Below are 26969 nucleotides of genomic sequence, written 5' to 3'. Positions count from 1 at the left end.
TTTTACTGAGTGACTGCTCAGTCTTGAATTATTTTATCATAAAAACGAGGGATTGACTACTCTTGCGCGCAATAAGCGGCTGCTACCCAGCCGACTGCGCCGTTATCGCGTCTTACCTTGATCCACTGCATGCCATCGCCTTCGGCGGCATCAAGAATCGTGACGACCTCGCCTTTTTCAAAGAAATCAAGGACATCGCCGTTCAGACTGGGATCCCCGCGCATCCGCACTTCTGTACCCGTAATAGTGCCCTTGCGGTTTTCCAGGACGGCATCGGCTCTCACGTAACTGCCTTCTTCCACGCTCAGGTAGTCCGCGGCAATCCAGCCGACAGTGCCGTCTCCGCGCGTCACCTGGTACCATTTGCGGCCCGTAGCGACGTCACTGCTCATGACACCGACGACTTCCCCATTCTCATAGTATCCGATGATATCCTGATCCGTACCGGCGCCGGCACGCATCCGGACTTCCGTTCCGACTACCGTACCCTTCGGATAATTTCCGCTGTAGTGGAGCACCGACGGAGTTTCGGCTTGAGGTGCGGGCTGAGGTTCAGGCACTGGGGTTTCCTGTTTCGGAGTTTCCACCGGAGCAGGTGTCTGCGTCTCTGCAGCCGCCTGTTTTTCCTCTGCCTTGGGAGCAGCCGGAGCCGGGGTTTCCTTTGTTACCGTTTCAGCCGGTTTGGTAGTTTCTGCTTTCGGTGTTTCCTTGGCAGCCGGTTTTGTTTCTTCTTTCTTTACTGTCTCGGTCTTCGTGGTCTCCGTTTTAGGAGCTGCCGTTTCCGAAGTGGACTTGACGGGCTGTGCTGCTGCCGTTGTGGCTGCATTCTCAGCTTCCGACTCGAATCCCTGGCCGTCATTGATATCCGCTGCGGACAGATTGACTTCAATTTCTCCCTCGTTCTTATCGAGAACGCTGCCGGCATGATACAAACCAATCACACTTTTATCTTCATCAATATAGTACGTATCGGGCATAACCGCAGCTTTATCCGGTTCTACATCGTAAAGATACTGCAGACCGTTTTCAGCCCGGGCCTTGACCTGGGCATCGTTATAATAGTAGCTCAGGGGACGCTGCTCTCCGGTCCGGCGGTCAAAAGTCATTCCCTGCGTCTCTTCGACGCCCATCTGAGGCGTCATCATAATCGTAAGACTGATCACGTCATCATCGGCGCGATGTACATCGTAGTGAACCTTGCCGCCGCCCAGTGTCGAAGCTTCACTCACGAAGGAAGACACCTGGCTGCTCAAAGCCCTGTTTATTTTTTCCGTGGCTGAAGAATTGCCGCCCGTTACCTCAGGGCATTCCACGGAAACGGATTTTTCCGTCCGCGTAATCGTCTTGACCGGCACATCGGCCGCCCAAACCGGTACCGAACTGCCCAAAATCAGGCAGCTCGCCAACACTGCAATTGATTTTTTCAGCATACTTTACACTCCTACTTGTTCAAAGGAAAGATAATTTTTCATTGAACAATTATCCATAAACTCAACGTGTACCCTCATAAAAGCACACTCTATTAGTTTACTTTATTTCAAGGTCAAACGTCAAGGAACGTTCCTTATTGCAGGCTGTCATTTACTGCGCTCTGTCCCCTTTTTTCTTCAGAACAGCATAAGCAGGCGATTAATAGTCCCTGCATATCGACAGCTTTTACACGCCCGCCGCCACAGGCTGCTCCGCTTCAAAAAGATGCTTTTCCTCGAGCGTCACCGGCTTGCTCAGTGTTTCCGTAAGCCAGGCTTCCGCTTCCGGCACTTGTGCCTGTTTCATTTCGAGAATAATCTCAGCCCGGCTGCCGTACTCAACATCGTGCACCGCAAAAAGTGACTGCCGGTACAGCAGATTGAGCACCCGGCCCACATCATCAAGAGACCAGGTAAACGCGTAGTGCCCCATGGGAACCATCTTTGAAAGACCTGCTGCTTTAACGGCTTCCGTTACGGCTTTGCCGTACGTGCGGGTAAGTCCTCCCGCACCGAGTTTAATGCCTCCGAAATAACGCGTCACCACGGCAGCTGTATTGTAGAGTTCCTTTTTACGCAGCACTTCCAGCATAGGAGATCCTGCTGTTCCGGATGGCTCCCCATCATCACTGGAGCGTTCTGCCCGCGGCACGCCGCCGATAATATACGCCGTGCAGTTATGCGTGGCATCCCAGAATTCCTTGCGTGTCTTTTTGATAAAATCCTGTGCTTCCTGCTCACTGGCAACGCGCGCCAGTGTACAAATAAAACGTGATTTTTCTACCACGATTTCTGTCCGCACAGGTTTTGAGATAATATATTGGTCCATGCTCTATCCTTTCATAATATGGTATCATTATAGCATTGAAAAAGAAAAAAACAGGGAACTTTTAAAAATCTTTACAAATTAGACACGAAAAGTTAAAAGCCGCCGGTCGCTGGGCGCCCGTGGAAGCAAAATTGTCATGGCAATTTTGCTTTGAATAAGTAAAAGCATTCTATCATCCCCCGCAAGCGGTTCCCCTTCTTTCGACGCCGCAAAGCGGCGTGAAAGAAGGTCTTTGATTGACGCATTGCACGAATGACATAAAAGAGTTTAAGTGTCATCACCTGCCGCTTTTTCTCACTGCCTCAGGTGATGCCAAAAGCCAAAAGCGCCTTTGAGGCCTTCGGGCCGTCTGCAGCTATCGGCTAACGGCTGACTGCTGTCTGCCTTTGGCTGCAGCCAAAAAATATACCCGCACGGGTGTACTAACCACTCTTTCCACTAACCACCAACCACTTTCCCCGCTCGAAAGGAGATTTTATCCATGCGATTTAAACAATTTTCCTGTGTGGCACTGACGGTGTCGGTGCTGACTTTACTGCCCCACTGGGGCCTTACAATGGCAAAGATGCCGGACACGCCGGCCGCCTATACGGAAGCCTTGACCTGGAAGGAAAAGAATGGTGACGTAGTCATGGCCTCCCCGGCCCGTATTGCGGCCATGAATGCACAAATGAAAAAATCAATCTACGGTGACATCCGTGAAGAAAAGGACACCATTGACGGGAAAACGCTGCGTGCCTACGTCACAGAGGCCCCTGTAAATATGAAGCTCTACGTGAGAGGCAAACCAGTGACCAAAGACTTAGCCGCACGACTCAGGGAAAATGCCGTCGCCCTCATCAAAGACCAAAATAATGTCAAATACGGTGTCCTGACAAGTCGCGCCAATGTCCGCGTGTTCCCTACGGAGGCACAGGCCTTTGAAACGCCGGCCGATACAAATTTTGATGACTGGCAGTGTTCCGCTGCTGACCCGACAACGCCGGTCCGCATCTATGTAGCCGATAAAACAGGATCTTTTTACTACGTTCGCACGCCGGATTACCGGGGCTGGGTGCCTTCGCGTTATGTGGCGCTCACAGACCGTGCCACCTGGAAGAAATTTGTGGAACCGGCTGACCCTGCCGTCGTAACAGGAAGACTCCTCACCCTTAAAGCCGGTACGGAAGACCAACTCTACCAGATGGGAACGGCCATTCCGACCGAAAAAGGCAATCTGCTTCTCCCTGTAAGAGATGACAAAGGAACCCTCAAAATCATCCGTCAAAAACCTAACTACAACGATTCCCTTCACAAAGGATATCTGCCCTATACAGCCAACAATATTGTGACTATGGCCTTCCGCCACTTGGGAGCTCCCTACGGCTGGGGTGGCCTCAAAAACAGCGTGGACTGCTCCGCTTTTTCCCAGGACGTGTATAAGACGGTAGGTATACAGCTCCCCCGTAACAGCGGCGAGCAGGCCCGTTCTTTCCCCGGCAAAGATGTCCGCGCCATGACGCTGCCGCAAAAACTGAAGTACATCGATACACTGCCGGCCGGTGCCCTGCTCTTTAAGCCGGGGCACGTGATGATCTATCTGGGAGAGAAGAACGGCACACCCTACATGATCCATGCTCTCGGTTCTTATGGCGAACGTACGGGAAATAAGGTGAAAGCTAATTACGTGCTCGAAGTTGTTGTAAGCAAGGTGGATCTTTTAGGCCGCAGCGGGAAATCGCTGGCGGAGCAACTGACGAAGGTGAATGTATATCGGTGAAAAAGGGGCTGTCGCATTTTGCGACGGCCTCTTTTGTATCAAAAGCAAGGCGCGGCCTCATTGAATGAGACCGCGCCTTGGTGTAGAATTTAAATATGCAAAAAAACAAACCTACACAAAAGGATTATACAAAAATTGGTAGTTCTTATCAACTTTTTCTTCCTCTAAATTTTGAAGTACAAATCCCTAATGACGATCCTGTTCGCTTGGTGCGTGCCATGGTAGAAGGGATGGATGTAAAGGCATTGTATGACACGTATTCTCATGTCGAGAATAAATTAACGTCACCAATTCAGCTGCTGGAAATCGTCATTTATGCATGTATGGAAGGAATTCGTGGTTCGCGTAAGATAGAGCAATCCTGTAAAAGAGACACTCATTTCATGTTTCTCTTAGATGGGAAAAAAGCTCCGGATAATGCAACCATTGCAAGATTTTGTTCCCTCCATCTAAAACCATGTATCAAGAAACTCATGATTCAGATGGATAAATGGCTGCTGGCTCGCGGTTTCATCACTCTGGATAGCCTGTTCATCGATGGGACAAAAATTGAATCTGTGGCAAACAAGTACAAATTTGTTTGGAAAAACAGAGTCTTAGGCAGCCAGAACAAACTCATAGAGAAACTGGAGCAACTGGTTCCCGAAATCGAGGAACGTTTCGGAATCAAGGTCTGTTACGGAAACACTTTCCACATCCGTCATTTAAAGAAGCTCCTAAAAAAACTGCTTGTCATAAAGCGGGCTGAGGGAATCGAGTTTGTTCACGGATGTGGGAAAAGAAAGACCATTCTACAGAAGTACTATGAGATTTTAGCTAACTATCTCAAACGGCTTAAGGTGTATACGAAGCAGCTTCACATCTGTGGGGAACGGAACAGCTTTGCCAAAACAGACCCGGATGCTACCTTTATGAGGATGAAAGAAGATGCCATGCTTAATGGCGCCTTAAAGCCGGGATACAATGTCCAATATGCAAACAATTCCGGTTTTACCTTGTTTGCAGATGTGAGTGCACATCCCACAGATATGCGGACACTCATTCCTTTTCTTGAAGGATTTGAAGCCCACTTCGGTCAGAAATTTGCAAACATTGTAGCCGATGCAGGCTATGAAAGCGAAGAGAACTTGGTCTGGCTGAAGAAGAATCAGTATACTTCATATATCAAGCCTAACAATTATGAAAGAAGCAAGAGGAAAAAGTATAAGAACGACATCGGCAAAGCAGAAAACATGACATATTTGCCTGATCAAGACATGTATATCTGTAAAGGTAGGAGACTGCTGAAAGTCAGCAAAGTAACCCAGGTAAAGAACCGGTCGGGATATGTGTCAGAGAAAACATATTACGAATGTAAGGACTGCAGCGGTTGTCCCTACAAGGAACAGTGCATCCATGGGAACAATTGCAGGACACCTATGGAGAAAAGAAACAAGAAATTAGTGGTCTCGAAGAATTTTGCTGCATTGAGGGCAGAATCCCTGAAGAACATTACTTCCGAATATGGTAAGGAACTGAGGATGAACCGCAGTATACAGGCAGAAGGAGCCTTTGCGGATCTCAAGGATTCATTAAACGTCAGAAGATTAGAAACCCGAGGCAAAGGAAATGCCCTGGTAACAGTGGGAATATGTGCCATGGCACGGAATGTCCTGAAGGTCCATCACAAAGTTCAAGACGGCAAAGAGGATTTGCACTTATATCCGCTGAAAAAAGAGGCCTAAAAGATACAAAAAGAGCGCTCGAAAAAAAGCAACTTAGGGTTGCTTAATTTCGTGCGCCCTTTTTTCATCTCAAAACATATCCAACTAAAAAGTAAGGCAAATTGGGGCCTTTAGCAAGTTATTTCAGGGATTAAAAATCGGTCACTTGCGACAGCCCCTTTTCGCTTTCCGCCACCCGCCGTCCGCTGTCCGCTCGTGGACGCAAAATTGCCAACGCAATTTTGCCCAGAATTTATAAAAACTTTTGGCAGAAATAGCTACCGTCCACCGCAAAGCGGTTCTCCTTCCTCCGACGCCGCACAGCGGCGTGAAGGAAGGTCTCAGGTGGTGCTATATTTCGGTTTGGTTTGAATTTAACAGACGCTTTATCGACCCAATTCTTGTTATCCTACTGAACACCCACCGCAAGCGGTCCCCTTAACTTACTTTCCTCCCCCACTTCGTGGTCCTTCCTCCTTCCTACGGACGGAGGTGGCAGAGGTATTCCAAACCTTTCGGTTTGGCTTAATTAGCGCGAACAAGAGGGCTGGTGCTGCTATTTTCACTTCAGTGTGCAAAAATATATAACTATCCCTCCACCGCAAGCGGTTCCCCTCTTGTTACCTTCCTCCACCACTTCGTGGTCCGCCCTCCTTCCGAACGGAAGGAGGTTGTAGAAGAATTCCAAACCTTACGGTTTGGCTTAACTAGGGCGTGGAAGAAGGTCCATCCCTACGAAAAAAGGAGGCTGTGAAGAAATGCAACAGCATTTCTTCACAGCCTCCTTTTTCGCATAAAAAACAAGAGCAGCGCAATGCGCTGCTCTTGAGTATTTCTTCTAATCGAATTAGAAGGAAACAATCAGCTGAGACCACAGGGTACGACCATGAACGTCGCTTTCCTTACCCTTCAGATCATAGTAGTCGACTTGAGCTACCATGTTCTTAGCAACGGTCAGGTTACCACCAACTTGATAGCCCTTGAAGCCTTCGCCCGGGAAGGAATCATACAGACCATCCATGGTATGAGAAATCGTGGTAGGAGCACCCTGATCATAGTACTTAGCATACAGGCCCCAAGAACCAGGATCGGACTTCTGAGCGCCGGCCCAGCCCATCTTGATTACGAAGCCGTCATCATCATAATCCTTGTCAGCATATTTAGCGGCAAAAGCATCATCGTCGCCCTTCAGGTACATACCACCCAGGTAGAACTTACCGGTATGGTAAGTAGCGCCAACGGTCCAAATCTTGTCGTCGCCGTCCATACCCATAACAACTACATCATCAGCCTGGATGTAGTTAGCAGCGAGATCCCAGTTGCCCCAGGTACCGCCCAGTTCTGCCATCCAGAACTTATCAGCAGCAGAATCTTTGCTCAGATCAACCGTCACATCGCCGCTGGTACTATCATCCTTAAACGTGTATTTTTTCTGCCAGCCATAGGTGCTCTGGCTAGCCATCTTGCCGTATTCAGCAGTGAAGTATGCATCGCCGAAAGGAACGGTAGCCTTAACAGCATCTACACGATTATCATAGATGTTACCATCAGCAATGAAGTCGTTGTAACGACCAGCCTGCAGCTTAACAACACCGATGTTACCGGTCAGATAAGCTCTCTGGAAATCGGTGTCACTGTCACCGTTTTCATTCTGGCCTTCGAAGAATTGCTGGTTACGGAGCATTGCTACATAATGCCAGTTGTCGTTGACTTCACCGGTGAAGGTGATATCAGTACGGAGTCTAGCCATGGAGTTGCCAGCATCGTCGCCGTCTACAGCACCGCCGCTGTGATCAGCGTAGGTAGCCTTTACGGTACCAGTGATCTTTACGTTGTCAGCGTTCTTTTCCAGTCTGGCAACGCGAACACCCAAGTTGTCCAATTCATCAGCGAATTCGCTGACCAGCTTGTCATCGGCGCCGATAGCACCCTTAGCCAGTGCTTTAGCTACGATCTGAGCCATTTCATAACGGGTCATGGTGCGGTCACCTTTGTAGGTGCCATCAGGATAACCATCAACAATACCTGCAGCAGCCAGTTTAGCAACGGCTGCATAAGCCCAGTGGCCGGCAGGAACATCGGAGAAGGGGTTAGCAGCAAAAGCAGTTGCGCTTACACCCAGTGCCATAGCCATGGCAAATACCAGAGACTTTTTCATGAGAAATTCCTCCTTTAAATTTAATCTCGGTCGGAATCTCATCTCCATATCCTCGTCTCTACGCGCTTGCCAGAGTTGCCTAGTTTCCTCGGTCTGCGTATTGATTTGTCTATTTCAATGACATCCCAACCGGATTGCTCCTATATCTTACCATAGCTTTTTCTTTTTGTCTAATTGTGTTTAAAGAAAGTTTTAACTTATTTCTATAATTTTAGAAATTTGTTATTTAAATTATATTACGTTATTTACGATAGATTTAAACGATTGTTACATTTTATCTAAAATTTGTTACATCACTTTCATTTTTTCGTTTTAACTTTAAGGTTTAGTATGAGTAATTTTAATTGATTTTTAAAAATCAATGAATAATTTCTGCTTTTCTATAAATTTATGAACAATTTGTGAAAAATGGTTAGTACTGTAGTGCGAGCAGATTGTTGAGGCAGTCAGCAGCTTGCAGTTAGCAGATCGCAGCCGATAGCCGGAAAGCGCATTTAGCTTTGTCTGGCAAAGTGGATAGTGGAAAGTGGATAGTACACTTGTGCGGGCATTTGCTTTGGTGGATTCTTTATGAGGATTATATCTGGCAATTCGTATTTTGCCTTCGGCAGAGTTGTCCATTATCTACCACTGATTCGGAAGGCCTGGCATAAGGTCTTCCAAAGGTCTCAGGTGGAATAAATTTCAATTTGGTTTGAATTTAACAGGTGCTTTATCGGACTAATTCCTGTTATCCGACTGAACACCCACCGCAAGCGGTCCCCCCTCTTATTCGCAAAAAGCACGCGAACAAGAGGGCCGATACATCTCAAAAAATATGTGAAAAGGGACAGTGAAAATGAAATTTCATTTTCACTGTCCTTTTTCACATAAAAAACAAGAGCAGCGCATTCGCGCTGCTCTTGAGTATTTCTTCTAACTGAATTAGAAGGAAACAATCAGCTGAGACCACAGGGTACGAGCATGAGCATCGGTTTCCTTGCCCTTCAGATCATAGTAGTCGACTTGAGCTACCATGTTCTTAGCAATCGTTACGTTGCCGCCGACCAGATAACCCTTGAAGCCTTCGCCCGGGAAGGAATCATACAGACCATCCATCGTGTGAGAAATGGTGGTAGGAGCACCCTGATCGTAGTACTTAGCATACAGGCCCCAAGAACCAGGATCGGACTTCTGAGCACCAGCCCAGCCCATCTTGATTACGAAGCCGTCATCATCATAATCGGAAGCGTCATGGCCTTCACGGTCAACAGCGCCGTCCAGCGTATCATCATCGCCCATCAGGTACATACCACCCAGATAGAACTTGCCGGTATGGTAAGTAGCGCCAACGGTCCAGATGTGGTTGTCATCGCCATTCAGGCCCATAGCGACATCGTTATCAGCCTGGATGTAGTTAGCAGCGAGATCCCAGTTGCCCCAGGTGCCGCCCAGTTCGGTCATCCAGAAGGTATCAGCTACAGAATCACCGTCGCCGTGGGTAACATCCCATCTTTGACCTACATCAGCCATCTTGCCGTATTCAGCAGTGAAGTATGCATCGCCGAAAGGAACACTGGCTTTGATACCATCAACACGGTTATCGTAGATGTTACCATCAGCAATGAAATCGTTGTAACGGCCGCCCTGCAGGTTAACTACACCGATGTTACCGGTCAGATAAGCTCTCTGGAAATCGGTATCGTCATCGCCCTCTTCATTTTCGCCTTCGAAGAATTGCTGGTTACGGAGCATGGCTACATAATGCCAGTTGTCATTTACTTCACCGGTGAAGTAGATATCGGTACGAAGTCTGGCCATAGACTTGTCACCTTCACCGTCCAGAGCGCCGCCGCTGTTATCGGAGTAGCTGGCCTTAACGGTACCGGTAATCTTTACGTTGTCAGCGTTCTTTTCGAGTCTGGCAACACGAACACCCAGGTTGTCCAGTTCATCAGCGAATTCGCTGACCAGCTTGTCATCAGCGCCGATAGCACCTTTAGCCAGTGCCTTAGCAACAATCTGAGCCATTTCATAACGGGTCATGGTGCGGTCACCTTTGAAGGTGCCATCAGGATAACCATCAACAATACCTGCAGCAGCCAGTTTAGCAACAGCTGCATAAGCCCAGTGGCCGGCAGGTACATCGGAGAACGGGTTAGCAGCAAAAGCAGTTGCGCTTACACCCAGTGCCATAGCCATGGCAAATACGAGACTCTTTTTCATAATAAATTCCTCCTTTAGGAATCATATTGACCGATTCGGAGAAATTTCTTTCCGTGTAAAGAGCCTTTCCCGTGCGAGTGACCTTGTTTCCTCTACATCCGGGTTCTTTATCCGTCAAGATATTTCTTCTAACGGCCTGTCCGGCAAGCCGTTTGCTTGCACCGCTATTATAGCATAAACTTTTTCTAAATTGGAGAATTTTCGACTGATTAGTCATATCTGTTTTTTATTGATTTTACTATAATTTCAATCTTAAAAATTTATTTCTGCTATTATAGTCTGATTTTTCTGTTAATAGCTTAAAAAAGTATTTATTTATCTTATTGCTATTGTATATTAAACGATATATTTTATTTATATCGTAGGATGAAAGCGCTTTTGGCATGTGGCATTGGCTGTACGAAGTGGATAGTGGCTAGTGCGTAGTGGTTAGTGCACCCGTGCGGACAACGACTTTGCGGATTTTTGAGGAAGATTGCAGTTGATGTCCATTTTTATTTTGGGGCAAACTGCTTGTCAGTTTGCCGCCTATGAAGCGACCGGCAACCTGCGAACCGCGACCAGCGGTTAATAAAAAACAGAGTGAAACGACTTTTTATCGCTTCACTCTGTTTGTGATTCTTTTGAACCTTTTACGACTTGCTCCCTGCCTGCCGGCCGGTGTTTTTCAAAAAGCGTCTTGCCAGAACAACCGCCGCAAGGCCATCCATATTGCCCGGCGGCGTAAGGAGGCTTAATGGCAGCAGCTTCTTCAGCCCTTTGGGCGGATACAGTTCCCAGTACAGATGACGCGCTTCATCTGTACTGAAGGCTTCGTCAATGACCGTAAGCGGCCACTCCGGATGCGCTGTCACCAGGTACTGCTTCATCGCAGCCGAGGTCGTACCGTTCCCCAGGACGCACTGCTCAATAGGTCTGTCTTTTACAAACGCGGCAAACTCTTGATCAAAATTCTGCATGAGGATCACGGTAAACGCCTCAATACGTCCTTCCCTATCCACAAGGGCTACCCCTGTTTTGTCCTTGCCGGGATCAACGGCGAGAATGAGAGGTTCCATTACAGACTTTCTCCGAGACCGCGAATTTCAAGACGCAGCGTCACAGGGCCGGCCACGGTAACATCGCGTTTCGCTTTAGCGGTAATCTTGACGTGACCGCCCAATTTCGAAATCTTTTCACTGGCTTCCACCAAATCGCCGCTTGAAATGGCGCCGACTTTACCCGTCAGAGGATCCGGGATGACACCCTCGCCCTGAGCTACATGGTTCACGTCCTTGAGGAAAGCCATGAGCGCCAGGTCTACTTCGTCCGTATTCGGTTTTACTGTGATGTTCTGTTCAAGAATCGTAGTGCCTTCAGGGTAAACGACACGGTCTTCCGTCATTTCAAGACGGCAGACGACGACTTCCCCATGAAGAATATTGCCGGCCGCGCAGAGGCGCACGTAGGCAAGCCCTTTGGCCGCAGAAAGCTTAGCTGCTTCCTGCTCCACAACCTCTTTACTCAGCCAGATGACCGGCGTATTCGGCTGGACACCCAGTCTCTCCCCGATTGCCGCATTGGCCGCATTGAGGAAGGATTCCAGTTCTTCTCTCGTCTTTGCTGTGTCAAGACCGGCACGCAGCGTACCCGTATACAAAATTTCACCGCTGCGGAAGACGATGTCGCCTTCACGCATCGCTATGATACCTTTTTTAAGCTGAGCAGCCTGGTTTTCCAGCTCGCTGACATCCTTCTGCAGCTTGTCTTTGGCTGCTTCAGCCTGCCGCGCCTGCTGTTCGGCGTCTTTCAGCCGGCGGCTTGCTTCGTCATACTGAGCCTGCATTTTGGAAAGATCCTGCTTTGCCGCTTCCATCTGGGCCTGAGCAGCCTTCTTCTCCCCTTCGGCACGAACCAGTTCTTCCTTCGCCTGGTCAATCTGATCATCCAGTTCCTTGATGGTCTGGCTCTGGGCAGAAAGTTCTTTTTGCGCCTTGTCCCGCGACTCAGTCAGATTCTCCAAATCCTGCTGGAGCTGTTTCATACCAAACAGCGCCGTCCGGACAGATTTGGAAGTAACAGTCAGGACTCCCATTGTCACAGAGGCAATCAGGACCCCGCTCACTATCGTCATTACTACTGACGTATCATGAGGACGCAGACCGAACAGCCGTAGTCTCTTTTTACCAATTTTACTGCCAAGTTTATCGCCTAAAAAGGCAATGAGGCCGCCCATTACTGCAAGAATCAGAATCAATCGAATGCCAAGCATATCGGTCCACCCCCTTCGTATTAAATTGATTGAGTATAAATTATTATAAGAAATTTTGAGAGAAAATGGAAGAGACAGTGAAAAAATAGGAATTTTTTCACTGTCTCTTCCATTTTACACAGGTCGCTAGCCACTGTGGAAGAAAAATTGCAAAGGAGACCCTCTTCGACGCCGCCCAAGTTAAGCCAAACCGTAAGGTTTGGAATTCCTCTGCCACCTCTGTCCGTTCGGAAGGAGGAAGGACCACGAAGTGGGGGAAGAAAGTTGATTAGGGGGGGGGACCGCTTGCGGTGGGTGATGGACATTTCTGCCGAAGGCTGGAACTAACTGCTAATAGCAATCTTCGTCAAGAATCCGCCAATGTGGCTGCCCCGGGTGCACTAACTACTATCCACTATTCACTCTACTGAAGGCCATAGGCGCTTTTCGCCATCTGCAGTTATCGGCTATCTGCTGCCTGCTATCTGCCTTTTTTATGATTTTCTATTTTTCTTTCTCCACAACTCCGACAACACATCCACAATTGTAACTAGCAGCACCATACCCCAGAACAGCGCCCCTACCTGCGGCCACTCATAATGCATCATGGCCAGGATGAGCGGTGTTCCTATACCACCGGCACCTACCACACCGAGAATCGCCGCCTCCCGGATGTTCACATCCATACGGTAAAGAATGGCCGCCGCATATCTTCCGGAAAGCTGCGGCCGGACAGTACGCCAGAAGGCCCGCACAGAAGGCACACCCATGGCGCGTGACGCTGCATACGGACCGAGCTGGATTTCATCAATCGCAATGAGGAACCGTTTTGCCAAAAGGCCAATACTGCAAAGCGCCAAGGTGAGTGCTCCTGCAAAAGGTCCCGGTCCCGTCACTCGAATCCACATGAGGCCGTATACAAAAGCCGGAACCGTACGAATCAAAAGAAGTCCCATTCTTGAAACCAGTGCCACAGGGAACGGAAGAATCCGAAAACTGGCAAAGAATGACAGCCAGACTGCAATCAACGTGCCGCCCAGAGTACCCAGAAAAGCAATACAAAAAGTTTCCACCAAAAGATAGGGCACATCGTTATGGGACAAAGAAAAGAGCATAGCGGTATCGGGGTGACAGATACCGGCAAAAATCGCAGATGCCGCTGCATTTCCTCTGCCCCATTCGGTCGGCCATTCAAGTGTCACAAGAGAGGCGGTAAAGAGAGTCGTTACTATGGCTGCCACCGCTAATTTTCCATTTTTTCCAAGCGTTCTTTTTCCTTCGAGTACCTTACGCAGCCATTCACTTACGCCTTCTGTCATGAGTACAATCCCATATAAAAGCATCAGGATAGCTCCCACTTCGTGATACTGCCGCCAGGCAATCCGTTCATTCAGCAAAAGCCCAATCCCACCGGCTCCGACGTAGCCCAAAATCGAAGCATGACGAACGTTGCTTTCAAAAAGGTAAAGTACATTGGTCAGATACCCGGGCAGCACATGAGGCAATACAGTACGGATGAAGGCCCGCAGCCGGCTGCAGCCTGCAACTTCAAGACAGCGAGGAACCTTCAGATTCGCATTTTCCATATCTTCATAGCCGATCCGCGTCATTACAACAGTCGTAGAAAGAAACAAAGCGATTGTTCCTGCAAGACTCCCGATACCTACAAAAAAAGTACATACGAGTGCCAGAATCAAGGCAGGCACCGTCCTGATAAGATGAACAACAGCTTTAAAGGGAATGCGAAGGTACGGTAAGGGATTCGTATATGAATTGGCAAAAACAGCGCCCAAAAAGCCTGCAATCGCACCGAGGACGGTTCCTGCCACTGACATCTGCACCGTAGCCCACAAAGGCCTTAAAACAACAGGTACATAAGATAAATCAGGCGGCACCATGGCGCGGGCAATGTCAAAGAACCTGCTGCCCCGCTCCCACAAAAGCGGCAGGGAAAACTGTACTTTCCAAAGAGAAATGGCCGTGATGAGCACAAAAAGGAATCCGCAGCGAAGTGATGCTGATTTTTTCATGATAACCGGCTCCCGTACAGTGCTGCCAGCCGCTCGTGTGTCCATGCTTCCGGAGGGCCGTCAAAGAAAAGCTTGCCGTCCTTTAAACCAAGAATGCGGTCAGACCACTTTCTGGCCTGTTCCACATTATGACTGCTCATCAAAATAGTCATTCCTGAGACTTGCTGAAGCTGCCGCAAAAGTCCAAGGATTTGCTCTGCCGTGAGAGGATCCAGGGAAGCCACCGGCTCGTCTGCAAGAAGAATATCAGCATCCTGCAGCAGCGTACGGGCAATGGCAACACGCTGCTTTTGACCGCCGCTCAATGCATACACAGGCTGGTCAGCATAGGTTTCCAAATGAACTTCCTGCAGGGCTTTTTGGGCCGCTGTCCGTTCGTTTTCCGGGAAACGGCCGCTCAAAGCACGCCAAAACGGTATTCTGGCAAGGCAGCCGTTTAATACGTTCTCTACACATGAAAGTTCCTCTACGAGACAAAAATCCTGGTAAATCATGCCTACTCTCTGCTGTACCTTACGCAGCTTAGCCCCGTGCAGTGTATCAATTCTCTCTTTGCCCACATAAACTTCGCCGCTTCTTGGTTTGGTCATATGGTTAAAAAGACGCAGCAAGGTTGTCTTCCCCGCTCCGCTCGGTCCGATGACCGAAACAAACTGACCCTCCGGGATGACAAAGCTGATATCCTGCAATATATCTTTGTCCTTGTACTTATGATAGACATGTCTTAGTTCCAGCATGATTCACCCTGATAATTTACTTCACTTCTTTGCGCACCGTTCTTTCTCCGTCATAATCGTGCGCATCAGCCCAGTCATATCCTTTATGGCCGATTGTTTTCAGTACAGCGAGACCGTCTTCCGTCTTGCCAATCTCGATCAGAGACTCTCCAAGGGCCTTGCGGAATCCTTCATCCTGCATGACTTTGCTGGTCTTACTGATACTTACCGTATCGTTAAAGATCTTATCCGTCACACCGATCACACCCGTCTGAGACCAGATATCTCCCGTACCGCCGAGCTTTGTCGACCAGTCATTAGCCATTTTAGCCCGAATATGGGAATAAGCGACCATGACATCTACCTGGCCGGTCGCAAGACGCGCCGTGGATGTTGTGTAAGAATCAGACTGCACCACATGGGACAGGTCGGAAATCTTTTTCCCGTAATTCTGTTTCAGCCAAAGGGAAGGATAAAGATAACCGGATGCCGAAGCCGGGCTCATGACAGCCCAGGTAAGATTATTAAGTTCTTCCCATGTCGGTTTTTCACCGCGCTTTACTTTGTCAAGGATTGCCTTTCCTTTTTCACTGGGTCCGACTACAATGGCAGACCGGTAATATTTAACCAGATTCTTCGTAAAGACGTCCGGCTTTCCGTTATTCCAGACCGACAAATCGGTCGTATCTTTATCAATGCCTTCCCGCAGTGCGGTGAGCAGTACATCGACATCCGAGTCATACATCACGTAAGTAGCCCCGGAAATAAATCCGACATCGGCACTGCCGGAACTGAGTGCTTCCCCTACTGCACTATAGGAGGTACCCACATTAATCGTCACTTTATCGATGGGATAGCCCTTTACTTTCATTTTGTCCTGCAGCATTTTCCCAAGCGGTTCCGTCTTTGTCTTCAGCGTATCCGCGTCCTGATAAGGGGAAATGGCAATTTTCAGTTCCGGGACAGCCTTCTTGCCGGAGGACTGTTTTTCACCCCCGCAGCCTGAAAACAGTGTGGCAGCAGTACAAATAGTAAGTGCCCCTATCATCCATTTTTTCATCTTCATAATACGCGCTCTCCTTACATAAAAAAATGAGGAACCACAGTCCCTCACAAAGCGCAAAAAGCATGCAGAGGGACCAATGTCCAAAATAACGGTCGGCGGCTCTGGCACCCTCTCAGCCTGGCTCACAGGCTCCCTCGCATGACGACTGCCGGTCCAGGGCGCTCCCCCAAGACCGGGTATTAAATTGTAAAATTTAGGTAAAGTTTACTTTTTAAGAATACACTAGATTGGGGGAAAAAGCAATGTGGCAGAAGAAACAGTGGCTAGTGGTAAGTGGTTAGTACACCCGAGTGAGCAGCTACTTTGGCTGATTCTAAATAGGCAGATGGCAGTTAGCAGGTAGCAGATAGCTGCAGTTAGCCGAAAAGCGCCTTTGGCTTCGTCTGGTCAAGTGGGAAGTGGATAGTGAAAAGTGGATAGTACACCCGTGCGGGCAGCTATTTTGGCGGCTGAAACCCAAGGCAGATGGCAGTTGGCAGTTAGCAGTTAGCAGATAGCTGCAGCTGGCTGAAAAGCGCTTTTGGCATTTGGCCTCGCCTGCGGCAGCGAGGTAGAAACGAAAGCTGCAAAACCAAAAGAAACTACCATCCACCGCAAAGCGGTCCCCCTTCCTCCGACGCCGCACAGCGGCGTGGAAGAAGGTCTCAGGTGTGATAAATTTCAATTTGGTTTGAATTTAACAGGTACTTTATCGAACCAATTCCTGTTATCCGACTGAACACCCACCGCAAGCGGTTCCCCCTCTTATTTTCCGAAGGAAAACAAGAGGGCTGAGGGCTGATGCATATATTTTTGTTTATTCATGGCCAAATTGCTAATGCAATTTGGCTTCCACGGGCGACCGGCGGCCTGCGACCTGCGACCCGCGGCATAAAAAGAACCGTGAAACAATAGATCATTGTTTCACGGTTCTTTTTATGCTTTATCTTTCTTCCAAATCATCCAGCACCCTAATGCCCCGCAGAGCACGTTCGGGGTAGCCGCAGCAATCAGCGGCGGAATGACACCGCCCTGACCAAGACCTGTCATAAAGGTCATAATGGAGTAGTAAATGAAGATAATAACCACACTGAAGCCAAGCCCCATAGAGGTACCACTGCGCTGGCTCTGCACGCCAAGAGGCACACCGATGAGCGCAAAGAAGAAGCTGGCCAGAGGTACGGTAAACCGGCTGTAGATTTCCATGACATATTTACTGGTCGGCTGATACTGCCGTTCCAAAATGCCGATATACATCTTCAGTTCACCGATGGTCATTTCATCCGGGTCTTTTTGATCCAGGGTAATAGCCTTCGGTGTTTCGGAAATCGGAAGCACCTGCTTATCGAAGGTCATCGTTCTCGTCAGGCCTTCCTCACCGGTAAGTTCCGTAACGGTTCCCTTCTCCATAATCCAGGTACCGTTTTCCCACTTGGCGGACGGCGTACGCTGAATGCGAACCACGCGCCCGTTATTCCATTCCTCGATGGTAATATCCTTCATCTCGCCCGCATTTTCATCAAAAGTACGGGCATAGGTCAAGCGTTCCAGCTGTCCGTTATGAATATTCTTGATCAGAACGTGATTCTGGGTACGGGGTTTGGTATTATTCTTAATTTCCTGCTGGATAATCCGTTCGTATTCGGCTTTAGCCGGAGGGACGACCTTTTCAGCCCAAACGACTGAAAAAAGACTGACGATAAAACCGGCAGTCAGGATCGGAGCGGCAATACGACGGAAGCTTAAGCCGCCGCTGCGCATTGCCGTAATTTCACTATTACCGGAAAGCTGTCCCATCGTAAGCAGGGAAGCCAGCAGCATAGACATTGGAAATGTATAGTTGATGACTTCCGGCATAAGGCACAGAAAAAGGCGAAACAGCGAAGAATAAGAAGCGCCGTATTGCGTAATATATTGTGTCACGCGAAACAGAAAGGAGCTTGCCACAAAAATCGTCGAAAAGGCAGCAACACCGAAGACAAAAGGCTGCAGCATCTGTTTGAGTATGTATTTGTCTAAAATTTTCATAAGATGCCTCTCCTTACAGCCGGAAATTATCACCAAGGTAGTATTTACGAGCGATCGGGTCGGCTGCGACTTTCTCACTCGTGCCTTCTACCATGATTTTGCCTTCGTTGACAATATAGGCTTTGTCTACGATACTCAGGGTCTCACGGACGTTATGGTCCGTAATCAGCACTCCGATACCGCGCTTTGCCAGATGGTAGACCATCTGCTGAATGTCTGCTACAGCAATCGGGTCGATACCGGCAAAAGGTTCATCCAAAAGGATAAATGCAGGGTCCATGGCAAGTGCCCGAGCAATTTCGACACGGCGGCGCTCACCGCCCGAAAGGGCCGTGCCGATGCTCTTACGGATATGGCCGATATGGAATTCCTCAATAAGGGATTCCATCTTTTCCTGCTGCTTCTTCTTATCCGATTCAACCTGCTCCAAAATAGCTAAAAGATTTTGCTCCACCGTCAGCTTCCGAAAGACTGAAGCTTCCTGGGGAAGGTACCCAACACCGGCAAGAGCTCTTTTATACATAGGGAGATGGGTTATATCCCGGTCATCCAGATAGACATGACCGCCATCCGGATGCTCGAGCCCGACTATCATATAGAAGGTCGTGGTTTTACCGGCGCCGTTTTTGCCCAGAAGGCCGACAATGGTTCCCTGCTCTACTTCCAGGGAAATATGATCGACAACCCGCCGGCCGCCGTATTCCTTCACGAGATTTTCTGTGCGTATCTTCACTCTGCTTACTGCTCCTTTACGCCATTTGCACTTCTTCCAGCTGCGTTACACCCACTTCCGCAGGTTCTCCGGGCCAGTTATAGAACTTATAAACTTCTTCCGGTATATTTTCATCTCCGACGACGTCGCAAATGAGCGTTTCCGAATTTTCATCATTATTCTGCTGCTGCGGAACGATAATCATCTTTACATTGCCGTCAGCTGCAGCAACCTTACCGCCGGCACCGCGAACGACCAGCTGATCACCGCTGACCGTATTGCCATCCTGCGTAGCCGTAGCGTTGCCAATCAGATAAATTGTACCTTCTTCTTCATTGGTGTTATAAATCGCCCTGTCGGAGCGAGCCGTCAGGTTCCGGGGCGGACTGATAAGCCGCACGTTACCTTCGGCATTTGCCACTCCGGAGGCCATGTTGTATTTCATTTCCGCCGCATCAAGAGAGGAACCATCATCCATGGTCATCTGAGCCCAATCACCGATCGTCTCGGCATATTGCGCATCCGAATCATAGTTTACCTGAGCTGCACGCAGCGTCTTATCTGCCTTTTTAAGGACAGCATCCCCTATTGCCGAAAGATAATTTCCTTTTTTCTTAATGACGAGGGTCGAGCACGTCAGATGGGCATCTTCCTGGTCGGCAACCACGTTGCCCGTCAATTTTCCTTCACCGGTTTTTGTATTATACTCTGCCTCCCGGCAGGAAGCCGTGCCTTTATCGTGCGTGATTTGAACATTTCCCTTTACGACCGCCTGGCCGCTCCGAAAATCATAATCAACTACGTCTCCGCTCACAGAAGAGGCCGCAAACGCAGTGGCACCCACGGACAGAAGACCGGCTACGAGACCCATTACAAGCATTGCCTTGATTTTCACTGTTCCGATTCTCCCTTCTGTACCTTTCCGTTTCCTTCAAGCTTAGCACGTTCCATGGGTACGTTGAACGTTGCCTTATCCCCGGTAGCTACAATATCATCTTTCACCAGCCGGGCATTCCCTTCTGCCACGACAATCTGCTTCTCATTCATCCAGGTGATTTTATCCGCAGTGACTCTGCCATTCGTGGAAGTAGTCCCTACAGGATTCTTAGTCAGTACGACGTTTTTCGTTTTGACGTTGACCTGTCCTTCATCGGCAGTGACCGTCATCGTCGTACCATCTTTGTCATAGAAGGTGCCCTTGATGCCCTTCATATGGTCAATCATCGTATCCTTGTCGTATACCATGGAATCCACGGTGAGCGTCCATACTGTCTTGCCATCTTTAGCTTCCTCTATGGTAGAACCCGTCACCTGATGGGGATCCGTCTGCTTAACTTCCTTCACGGTGCCCGTCGTCGGCTTACTGCTGAGCAGCCAGCCGATCACGCCGCCCATGAGCAAAATGGCCCCAAGAATGACCAAAATTGTACGTTTTTCGCGCATGCAGACCGTTCCTTTCCTCATCCCTCGTAAGGCGTATTCCAGCGATGCTGGAACCAAATCCAGTTATCAGGATACTGTCGAATAATTTTTTCTACTTCCTGAGTCATCTTCAGTGTGATGACGTAATCGTCGTGCTTCTGGTCTCCCGTATTTTCGTAATAAATCGGATCCTTCACAAAGACCTGATGACCGTATCCGCCCGGTCTCCGAACAATAAATATCGGAATCACAGGTGCATTGAATTTACGGGCAAAGTAAGCCGGTCCTTCCGGCGTCGAAGCCATTTTTCCAAAAAAAGGAACAAAAATTCCTCTGGGACCGCCGTCCTGGTCTGCGATGAGGCCCAGCATACGGCCTTTTTTCATAGCGCGGGCACAACCCAGGATTTCATTCGTCCCGCGGGCAAAGATTTCCTGACCGACGCCGCGCCGTAATTCGTTCATAAAGTCACTGTATACGGGATTCGGCTGCGGTTTTTCCACCGCGCTGAGCGGGAACCCGTTAAGCGCCAGAGCCGCCCCCAGCCATTCCCAGTTATCCATATGGCAGGCCAACATGACAACGCCTTTTTTCTGGGCCAGTGCCTCCCATAATACATCAGGCCGATCAAACTTGACAAGCCCGCGAATATTATCTTTGTTCAAAGCAGGCATATAGAGCATTTCCATGAAAGTCATGCCCAGGTTCAGGAACAGACGATAGATAATATCGTGTCCTTCCTGCGGCGTAACACCCATGCGCTCCACTATAGTTTCTTCCGCCCGGATGCGTTGCTTTTTAGCAACGCGCCAGTATATTTTACCACAATTCCTTCCCAGCCGGACGACCAATTTATAAGGGAGCCAGGAAATAAATGTGCTCATGCCTTTTAATACACTATACAGCATTATTGTTTATCTCCAACGCCATGCTCCAAATAGCCTTTGACAATCTCATTCCAGACGCCCTTAGCTTTTAAAATCTTCTCGCACACTTCACGTACCGCGCCGTGTCCTCCTTCATGTTCCGTTACGTAATAGGCCCGTTCCCGGACTTCCGGGACTGCATCCGAGGGAGCAAAACTGATAGCTGCTTTCATGAAAGCCGGTAAATCATTAAGGTCATCACCCATAAAGGCAACATGTCCCATAGGAATATGCAGCTGCTGAGCAATCTCTTCCAGCATCTTGCCTTTATAAGCCACATTCTCATAAACGTTGCTGATTCCCAGTTCCATAGCGCGGTGCAGCACGATTTCGCTGTGTCGTCCGGTAACAAGGGCTACCTGTATACCGTGACGCATGGCAAGGCTGAGTCCCATGCCGTCATGAGCGTCAAAATGCTTGCTCAGTTCACCTTCCTGGCCGATGATAATACTGCCATCCGTCATGACCCCGTCCACATCGAGGGCCAAAAGTTCAATACTGGCCAGTTTATCATCCCGGTTCAGAAATCTCTCTATTTCGTTGTTACGGACTACACCGGACGTTCCCATTTATACCACTCCTTGATGGACCAAATCGGTCATATGCAGCAGACCGATTACGCGCTTTTCCTCGTCGATGACGGGCAGTACCGTAATCGGACGCGGCTTGTTGCTTTCCATGAGGTGCAGTGCCTCAGCAGCGAGCTTGTTACTGGTAATTGTCTTCGGATGCTTTGTCATCAGTTCCCTGACAGGACGATTCATGCATTCCAGACTGCGTGAGAAACCGCGGCGGATATCACCATCTGTCAGGAGCCCGACCAAATGATGTTCTTTGTCGACGACGGAAACGGCACCAAGGCCCTTATCCGTGATTACAAAAAGGGCATCTTTGACGCTCATATCAGCCGGCACAAGGGGATTTTCATCGCCCTTATGCATTATATCGTTGACGGTCAGGAGCAATTTGCGTCCCAGACTGCCGCCCGGGTGGAAAATAGCAAACTGGTTGGCCGTGAATTTGCGTGCACTCAGTAGCTCCATCGCCAGGGCATCACCAAAAGCGAGGGCAGCCGTCGTGCTGCTTGTCGGAGCGAGCCCCAGCGGGCAGGCTTCTTTTGTAATACCGACATTGAGAACAATATCTGCATTCTTGGCCAGCGTTGATTCCGGGTTGCCGACCATGGCAATAATCTTAGCCCCAATACGGCGCAGAGATGGCAGGAGGTGCAATACTTCCCCCGTTTCACCGCTGTTGGAAAGGGCAAGAACTACGTCGTTCGCCGTGACCATTCCCAAATCTCCGTGAATGCCTTCGGCTGGATGAAGATAGAACGAAGGGGTACCCGTACTGGCGAGCGTCGCGGAAATCTTGCGGCCAATGATTCCAGATTTTCCCATGCCGGTAACTACAATACGGCCTGGGCAGGCCAAAATCATATCCAGCGCTGCCTGGAAGTGTTCATCTATCCGCGGAAGCAGCTCCAGAATGGAATCCGCTTCCGTTTTCAATGTTTCTTTTGCTTTTTCCAGCATTACCGTCACTCCCATCAATCAGTAAATGGTACCGCGGGCAATCTTGTCAATGGCCTTCGCGTCGCTCAATACTTTTTCCAATTTATCCAAAGCAATCATGTTCGGTCCGTCCGAAAGGGCTTCCGCCGGATTATCATGAACTTCCATAAAGAGCCCATCTACACCGACAGCAACAGCAGCCCGTGCCATATGCGGTGCAAACTGGCTCTGTCCGCCGGAAGACGTACCTTGGCCGCCCGGGACCTGGACGGAATGGGTTACATCCATAATGACCGGATAACCTAAGCCGCGCATGATCGGCAGAGACCGCATATCCGTCACGAGCGTATTGTAACCGAAGCTGGCGCCCCGTTCGGTCAGCATGATTTTTTCTGTGCCGGAGCCGACGAGTTTATTGACAACATTTTTCATATCCCAGGGTGCAAGGAACTGTCCTTTTTTGACGTTCACCACGCGTCCCGTATGCGCCGCAGCCACGAGCAAATCCGTCTGGCGGCACAAGAAAGCCGGAATCTGGATGATATCCAGGACTTCTGCAGCTTTTTCAACCTGCCAGGTTTCGTGCACATCACTGATCACAGGTACATTCAAATCCTTTTTGATCTGCGCCAGAATCTGCAGTCCTTCTTCAATACCGGGTCCGCGGTAAGAATCCAACGCAGACCGGTTGGCCTTATCATAAGAAGCTTTAAAGACATACGGCAGTCCCAATTTTTCACAGATAGCCTTAGCTCTTTTACCAATGGCAAGGCTGCGTTCGTACCCTTCCAGTACACAAGGACCTGCAATAATGAGGAGCGGATGGCCCTGCCCCACTTCGTAGGAACCAATCGTAACAGTTTTCATGCAATTACTCCTTTTCTGTGCCGCCCTGAGCAGCTTTCTCGGCAGCGGCTTCCTTGGCTGCTTTTTCCGCTTCCATCTCAGCGAACACTTTATTGGCTCTATCCAGATCATCCTGAGTATCAATGCCAATACCTTGGAAATCAGTTGTCAGCACCTTGATGCGCGTACCGTTCTCGAGTGCTCTGAGTTGCTCCAGGCCTTCGATTTGTTCAAGCGTCGTCGGCAGGAGTGCGGCAAATTTGAGCAAAAAATCACGACGGTAAGCGTAAATGCCGATATGTTTATACACCTTATAATCAGCGGTCTTATAGCGCGGATACGGCATGAGGCTGCGTGAAAAATACAGCGCATACCCACTTTGATCCGTCACAACTTTGACCGCATTCGGATTGTTATAGTCCTCAGGCTGCATCAATGTCTTTGCCGTTGCCATCTGCAACTGAGGATTGTCTTCAAAAGCCTGGCAAAGTTCATCAATCAAAGTCGGAGGAATCATCGGTTCATCCCCCTGTACATTGATAATGACATCCATCTGATCATAGCTCAGAGCTACTTCTGCAAGGCGATCCGTCCCGCTGGGATGAGTGGCAGCTGTCATCATGGCCTTGCCGCCAAATCCTTCTACGGCCTCCTTAATTCTTTCATCGTCGGTCGCTACAAGGACTTCGTCCGGTTTCGTAGCCTGCGCAGCTCGTTCATAAACGCGCTGAATCATCGTCTTACCCGCTATCATGGCCAACGGTTTTCCGGGCAGGCGGGTAGAACTATATCTGGCCGGAATCACACATAAGATTTTCATTTCTCTGGTTGCTCCTTTTTAATTGCGGCAGTAATAGTGTCTTCAAATTCTTTCTGTCCGCTTGTAATTTGGATTTCCATGTCCAGGATGTACAGAGGTACTTCTCTGTGCAGATAAATGAATTCTGTTGGAATCTTGACAGCATCCTTCCCCGTTGTTACAAGAGCCTTCACCTTCTTGCTGATGGCTCTTTCCATAATATACTGCATTTCCACCATGCCGTAATCATGATGGTCCGGATAGCGGATAGCTTCGATGATATCGAGGCCTTCGGCCGCCATTGTTTGTTCGAAAGAAGATGGATTGCCGATAGCCGAGAATACCATCACCTGCTGCCCTTTCAAGGCAGTAAGCGGCAGTGCCTTCGAAGAATCGCTCTTATACCAATCGGCAATTTCAATAAAGTCACAAGGTTTGTGGATACTTTCCACAATAGGAGCGCCTGGTTTATACCGATGCAGGGCATCGCAGAGCGTTGCTCTGGAAATCGGGGAACTCTGGTCACACTTCGTCAAAAGGAACAAGCTGGCACGTTTCAAGTTCTTCAGCGGCTCACGCAGCGTACCACGCGGTAAGATGCTGCCGTTGCCGAACATATTCAGGGTATCGATAAGCACCACATCAAGGTCACGAACCAGCTGCCAATGCTGATAGCCGTCATCGAGGATAATCACTTCGGCATTAAATTTATCCACGGCAAATTGGCCGGTAATCGCACGTTCCTTACCGATAACAACCGGAATTCCAGGCAATTGCTTGGCCATCAGGAAAGCTTCGTCACCAGCTTCATAAGCCGTCATATAAATTTTCTTACCATCAGAAACAACGCCAATTTTTTCTTTCCAATGGGAACGATAACCACGGTTCAGGATAACTACATTATAACCCATTTTCTGGATCATGAGAGCTACCTTCTGAGCCGTAGGCGTCTTGCCCGTGCCACCAACAGTAATGTTACCGATACTGATAACACAGCAATCAAGTTTCGTCTTTGGAAGAATATGATACGTATAGGCAGCAAGTTTCAGTCGCACGCCTGCTTCATAAAGCACTGAAAGCACTCTCAAAAAAGCAAGGACAAGCCAGTCGATTACTCCATTGTCTTCGCCATGAGAAAGCTGCATCAGATACTGGGTCACGGCATCGCCGGGCCGCATTTTCGGCGAAACTTCGTCATTAATATTACGTGTATTAATTTTGTAGTGCGTATTCACCATACTTTCCGTAGCCGTCAGCCTCAGGAGTTCTTCCAGATACTTGATAGTACGGACAGCGGCACCGCGATTTTCGCGGATTACCTGAAGAGACGCCTCGCCCATTTTTTTGCGCAGCTCATCATCCCGGAAGATTTTCAGGAACATATCCGTCATTTCCGGAACATCTTTAATCTGTACGCAAGCACCGACTTTGCTGAGGAGGGCGAAGGAATCCTTAAAGTTTGACATGCTCGGTCCTACGATGATCGGTTTACCATGCGCTGCCGGTTCCAATACGTTATGGCCGCCGTGACGGATGAGGCTGCCACCGACAAAGACAGCATCGCCGACCGCATAAATGCGGCCCAGTTCACCGATGGTATCAATGAGAACTACGTTGTAAAAAGGACGTGGATTCGGCAGCGCTTTCAATTGAGAGCGAAGTCCCACCGTAAGGCCGTGTTTTTCGGCAGCACGGGTTATTTCATTGGTCCGTCCCGGTTTTCTCGGAGCAATAATAAGACGTGCATGCGGGAATTCCTTACGGATGACATCAAAACTCTTAAAAAGTGATTCTTCTTCCGTCGGATGAGTGCTGCCTGCCACGATGACAGGATAGTCATCGCCCAGCCCCAGTTCGGCTTTATACTGTGCCAGATCTTTCGATGTAACTTCCGCATAAGTCTGATCGAACTTGGTATTGCCGGTCACAAAAATACGACGTTTTTCGGCGCCCAGGTGGGCGATATATTCGGCGTCGATAGAAGACTGCATGCAAAAACGTGTCACGCTGCCCATCATATCGGCCAAAATGCCAAAGAGGTAACGGTAGCTTTTCACAGATTTATCGGAAATACGGCCGTTGACCATCATGACAGGAATTCTGCGGAGCTTGACCGCCCTCAAAAAGTTTGGCCAAAGTTCCGTTTCTACCGGCATGAAAATACGCGGCATAATCCGTTTGACCAGAGATTCGGCAATAAAAGGCATATCCAGTGGGAAGTAGATAATCGCATCCGCCTCCGGAATAATCTGATGAGCCATATTATATCCGCCTGTCGTAACTGCCGACACCAAGATCTTAGCATCCGGCATCGATTTGCGGATTTCCTTGACCAGCGGGCTCGTAGCTACAATTTCGCCCACGGAAGCTCCGTGAATCCATATACAATTTTGGTGAGCGACAGCGGCAATTTCCTCATCCCGGACAAATCCCATGCTTTGCCGGAAACGACGGGGAAACCCTTTTTCCCGGAAATACCGCCAGGTATAATAGGGCAGGACGATAAAAATACAAATCACCACTGCCAGAAAATTATACAGATAATACATCATTCTCGTCTCGCTTCCTGCCGACGCGC

General features: G+C 49.0%; 21 protein-coding genes. 2 read left to right on the top strand and 19 right to left on the bottom strand.

Annotated elements, in window-relative coordinates; genetic code table 11:
* Positions 1-56 precede the first annotated feature (56 nt).
* Positions 57-1430, bottom strand: coding sequence for an SH3 domain-containing protein (locus LKE33_06430; GenBank protein MCH3950555.1), 1374 nt, complete (start codon positions 1428-1430; stop codon positions 57-59).
* Between the two features lie 226 nt (positions 1431-1656).
* Positions 1657-2298 (bottom strand): YigZ family protein, encoded by a 642-nt coding sequence (locus LKE33_06425; protein MCH3950554.1) that lies wholly within the window; start codon positions 2296-2298, stop codon positions 1657-1659.
* 481 nt (positions 2299-2779) lie between these two features.
* Here LKE33_06425 and LKE33_06420 point away from each other — a divergent pair, with 481 nt between their 5' ends.
* Positions 2780-4057 (top strand): NlpC/P60 family protein, encoded by a 1278-nt coding sequence (locus LKE33_06420; protein MCH3950553.1) that lies wholly within the window; start codon positions 2780-2782, stop codon positions 4055-4057.
* Between the two features lie 95 nt (positions 4058-4152).
* On the top strand, positions 4153-5781 hold the full coding sequence (locus LKE33_06415; GenBank protein MCH3950552.1) for an IS1182 family transposase: 1629 nt from the start codon (positions 4153-4155) through the stop codon (positions 5779-5781).
* A gap of 826 nt (positions 5782-6607) precedes the next feature.
* Here the strand turns inward: LKE33_06415 and LKE33_06410 are convergent.
* From LKE33_06410 to lpxK, 17 genes are all read right to left on the bottom strand, one after another.
* Positions 6608-7918 carry an S-layer homology domain-containing protein gene (locus tag LKE33_06410; GenBank protein MCH3950551.1) on the bottom strand — a complete coding sequence of 437 codons (1311 nt, stop codon included), beginning with the start codon at positions 7916-7918 and terminating at the stop codon, positions 6608-6610.
* Positions 7919-8842: 924 nt separating this feature from the next.
* The gene (locus LKE33_06405; GenBank protein ID MCH3950550.1) at positions 8843-10123 is read right to left on the bottom strand and encodes an S-layer homology domain-containing protein; all 1281 of its coding nucleotides are present in this window, start codon (positions 10121-10123) and stop codon (positions 8843-8845) included.
* A gap of 632 nt (positions 10124-10755) precedes the next feature.
* Positions 10756-11181, bottom strand: coding sequence for a pre-16S rRNA-processing nuclease YqgF (locus tag LKE33_06400; protein ID MCH3950549.1), 426 nt, complete (start codon positions 11179-11181; stop codon positions 10756-10758).
* The gene (locus LKE33_06395) at positions 11181-12374 is read right to left on the bottom strand and encodes a DUF3084 domain-containing protein (GenBank protein MCH3950548.1); all 1194 of its coding nucleotides are present in this window, start codon (positions 12372-12374) and stop codon (positions 11181-11183) included. Before LKE33_06395 ends, LKE33_06400 begins: the two co-directional genes overlap by 1 nt.
* A gap of 473 nt (positions 12375-12847) precedes the next feature.
* On the bottom strand, positions 12848-14383 hold the full coding sequence (locus LKE33_06390; GenBank protein ID MCH3950547.1) for an ABC transporter permease subunit: 1536 nt from the start codon (positions 14381-14383) through the stop codon (positions 12848-12850).
* Complete coding sequence (gene phnC, locus LKE33_06385) at positions 14380-15120, bottom strand: phosphonate ABC transporter ATP-binding protein (protein ID MCH3950546.1); 741 nt, start codon at positions 15118-15120, stop codon at positions 14380-14382. Before phnC ends, LKE33_06390 begins: the two co-directional genes overlap by 4 nt.
* A 16-nt stretch (positions 15121-15136) precedes the next feature.
* Complete coding sequence (locus LKE33_06380) at positions 15137-16165, bottom strand: PhnD/SsuA/transferrin family substrate-binding protein (protein ID MCH3950545.1); 1029 nt, start codon at positions 16163-16165, stop codon at positions 15137-15139.
* A gap of 915 nt (positions 16166-17080) precedes the next feature.
* A complete protein-coding gene (locus LKE33_06375) occupies positions 17081-18172 on the bottom strand; it encodes an LptF/LptG family permease (protein MCH3950544.1) in 1092 nt (363 codons plus the stop codon).
* A 13-nt stretch (positions 18173-18185) separates the two neighbouring features.
* Complete coding sequence (gene lptB / locus LKE33_06370) at positions 18186-18905, bottom strand: LPS export ABC transporter ATP-binding protein (protein ID MCH3950543.1); 720 nt, start codon at positions 18903-18905, stop codon at positions 18186-18188.
* 16 nt (positions 18906-18921) lie between these two features.
* A complete protein-coding gene (locus LKE33_06365; protein MCH3950542.1) occupies positions 18922-19779 on the bottom strand; it encodes an organic solvent tolerance protein OstA in 858 nt (285 codons plus the stop codon).
* On the bottom strand, positions 19776-20327 hold the full coding sequence (gene lptC / locus LKE33_06360; GenBank protein MCH3950541.1) for an LPS export ABC transporter periplasmic protein LptC: 552 nt from the start codon (positions 20325-20327) through the stop codon (positions 19776-19778). Before lptC ends, LKE33_06365 begins: the two co-directional genes overlap by 4 nt.
* A gap of 17 nt (positions 20328-20344) precedes the next feature.
* A complete protein-coding gene (locus LKE33_06355; protein ID MCH3950540.1) occupies positions 20345-21214 on the bottom strand; it encodes a lysophospholipid acyltransferase family protein in 870 nt (289 codons plus the stop codon).
* The gene (locus LKE33_06350) at positions 21214-21801 is read right to left on the bottom strand and encodes an HAD hydrolase family protein (protein ID MCH3950539.1); all 588 of its coding nucleotides are present in this window, start codon (positions 21799-21801) and stop codon (positions 21214-21216) included. Before LKE33_06350 ends, LKE33_06355 begins: the two co-directional genes overlap by 1 nt.
* Entirely contained in the window at positions 21802-22782 is a 981-nt protein-coding gene (locus LKE33_06345) for a KpsF/GutQ family sugar-phosphate isomerase (GenBank protein ID MCH3950538.1), read from the bottom strand. It abuts the gene before it with no gap.
* Positions 22783-22785: 3 nt separating this feature from the next.
* Positions 22786-23613 (bottom strand): 3-deoxy-8-phosphooctulonate synthase, encoded by an 828-nt coding sequence (gene kdsA, locus LKE33_06340; GenBank protein MCH3950537.1) that lies wholly within the window; start codon positions 23611-23613, stop codon positions 22786-22788.
* 4 nt (positions 23614-23617) lie between these two features.
* Positions 23618-24412: a 3-deoxy-manno-octulosonate cytidylyltransferase gene (gene kdsB / locus LKE33_06335; GenBank protein MCH3950536.1), complete on the bottom strand. Its 795-nt coding sequence runs from the start codon at positions 24410-24412 to the stop codon at positions 23618-23620.
* The gene (lpxK, locus tag LKE33_06330) at positions 24409-26943 is read right to left on the bottom strand and encodes a tetraacyldisaccharide 4'-kinase (GenBank protein ID MCH3950535.1); all 2535 of its coding nucleotides are present in this window, start codon (positions 26941-26943) and stop codon (positions 24409-24411) included. The genes kdsB and lpxK overlap by 4 nt, the downstream gene beginning before the upstream one ends.
* Positions 26944-26969 lie beyond the last annotated feature (26 nt).

Source organism: Acidaminococcus sp., assembly GCA_022482815.1.
Classification (GTDB): Bacteria; Bacillota; Negativicutes; order Acidaminococcales; family Acidaminococcaceae; genus Acidaminococcus.
This window is presented reverse-complemented; position numbering and strand designations above follow the sequence as displayed.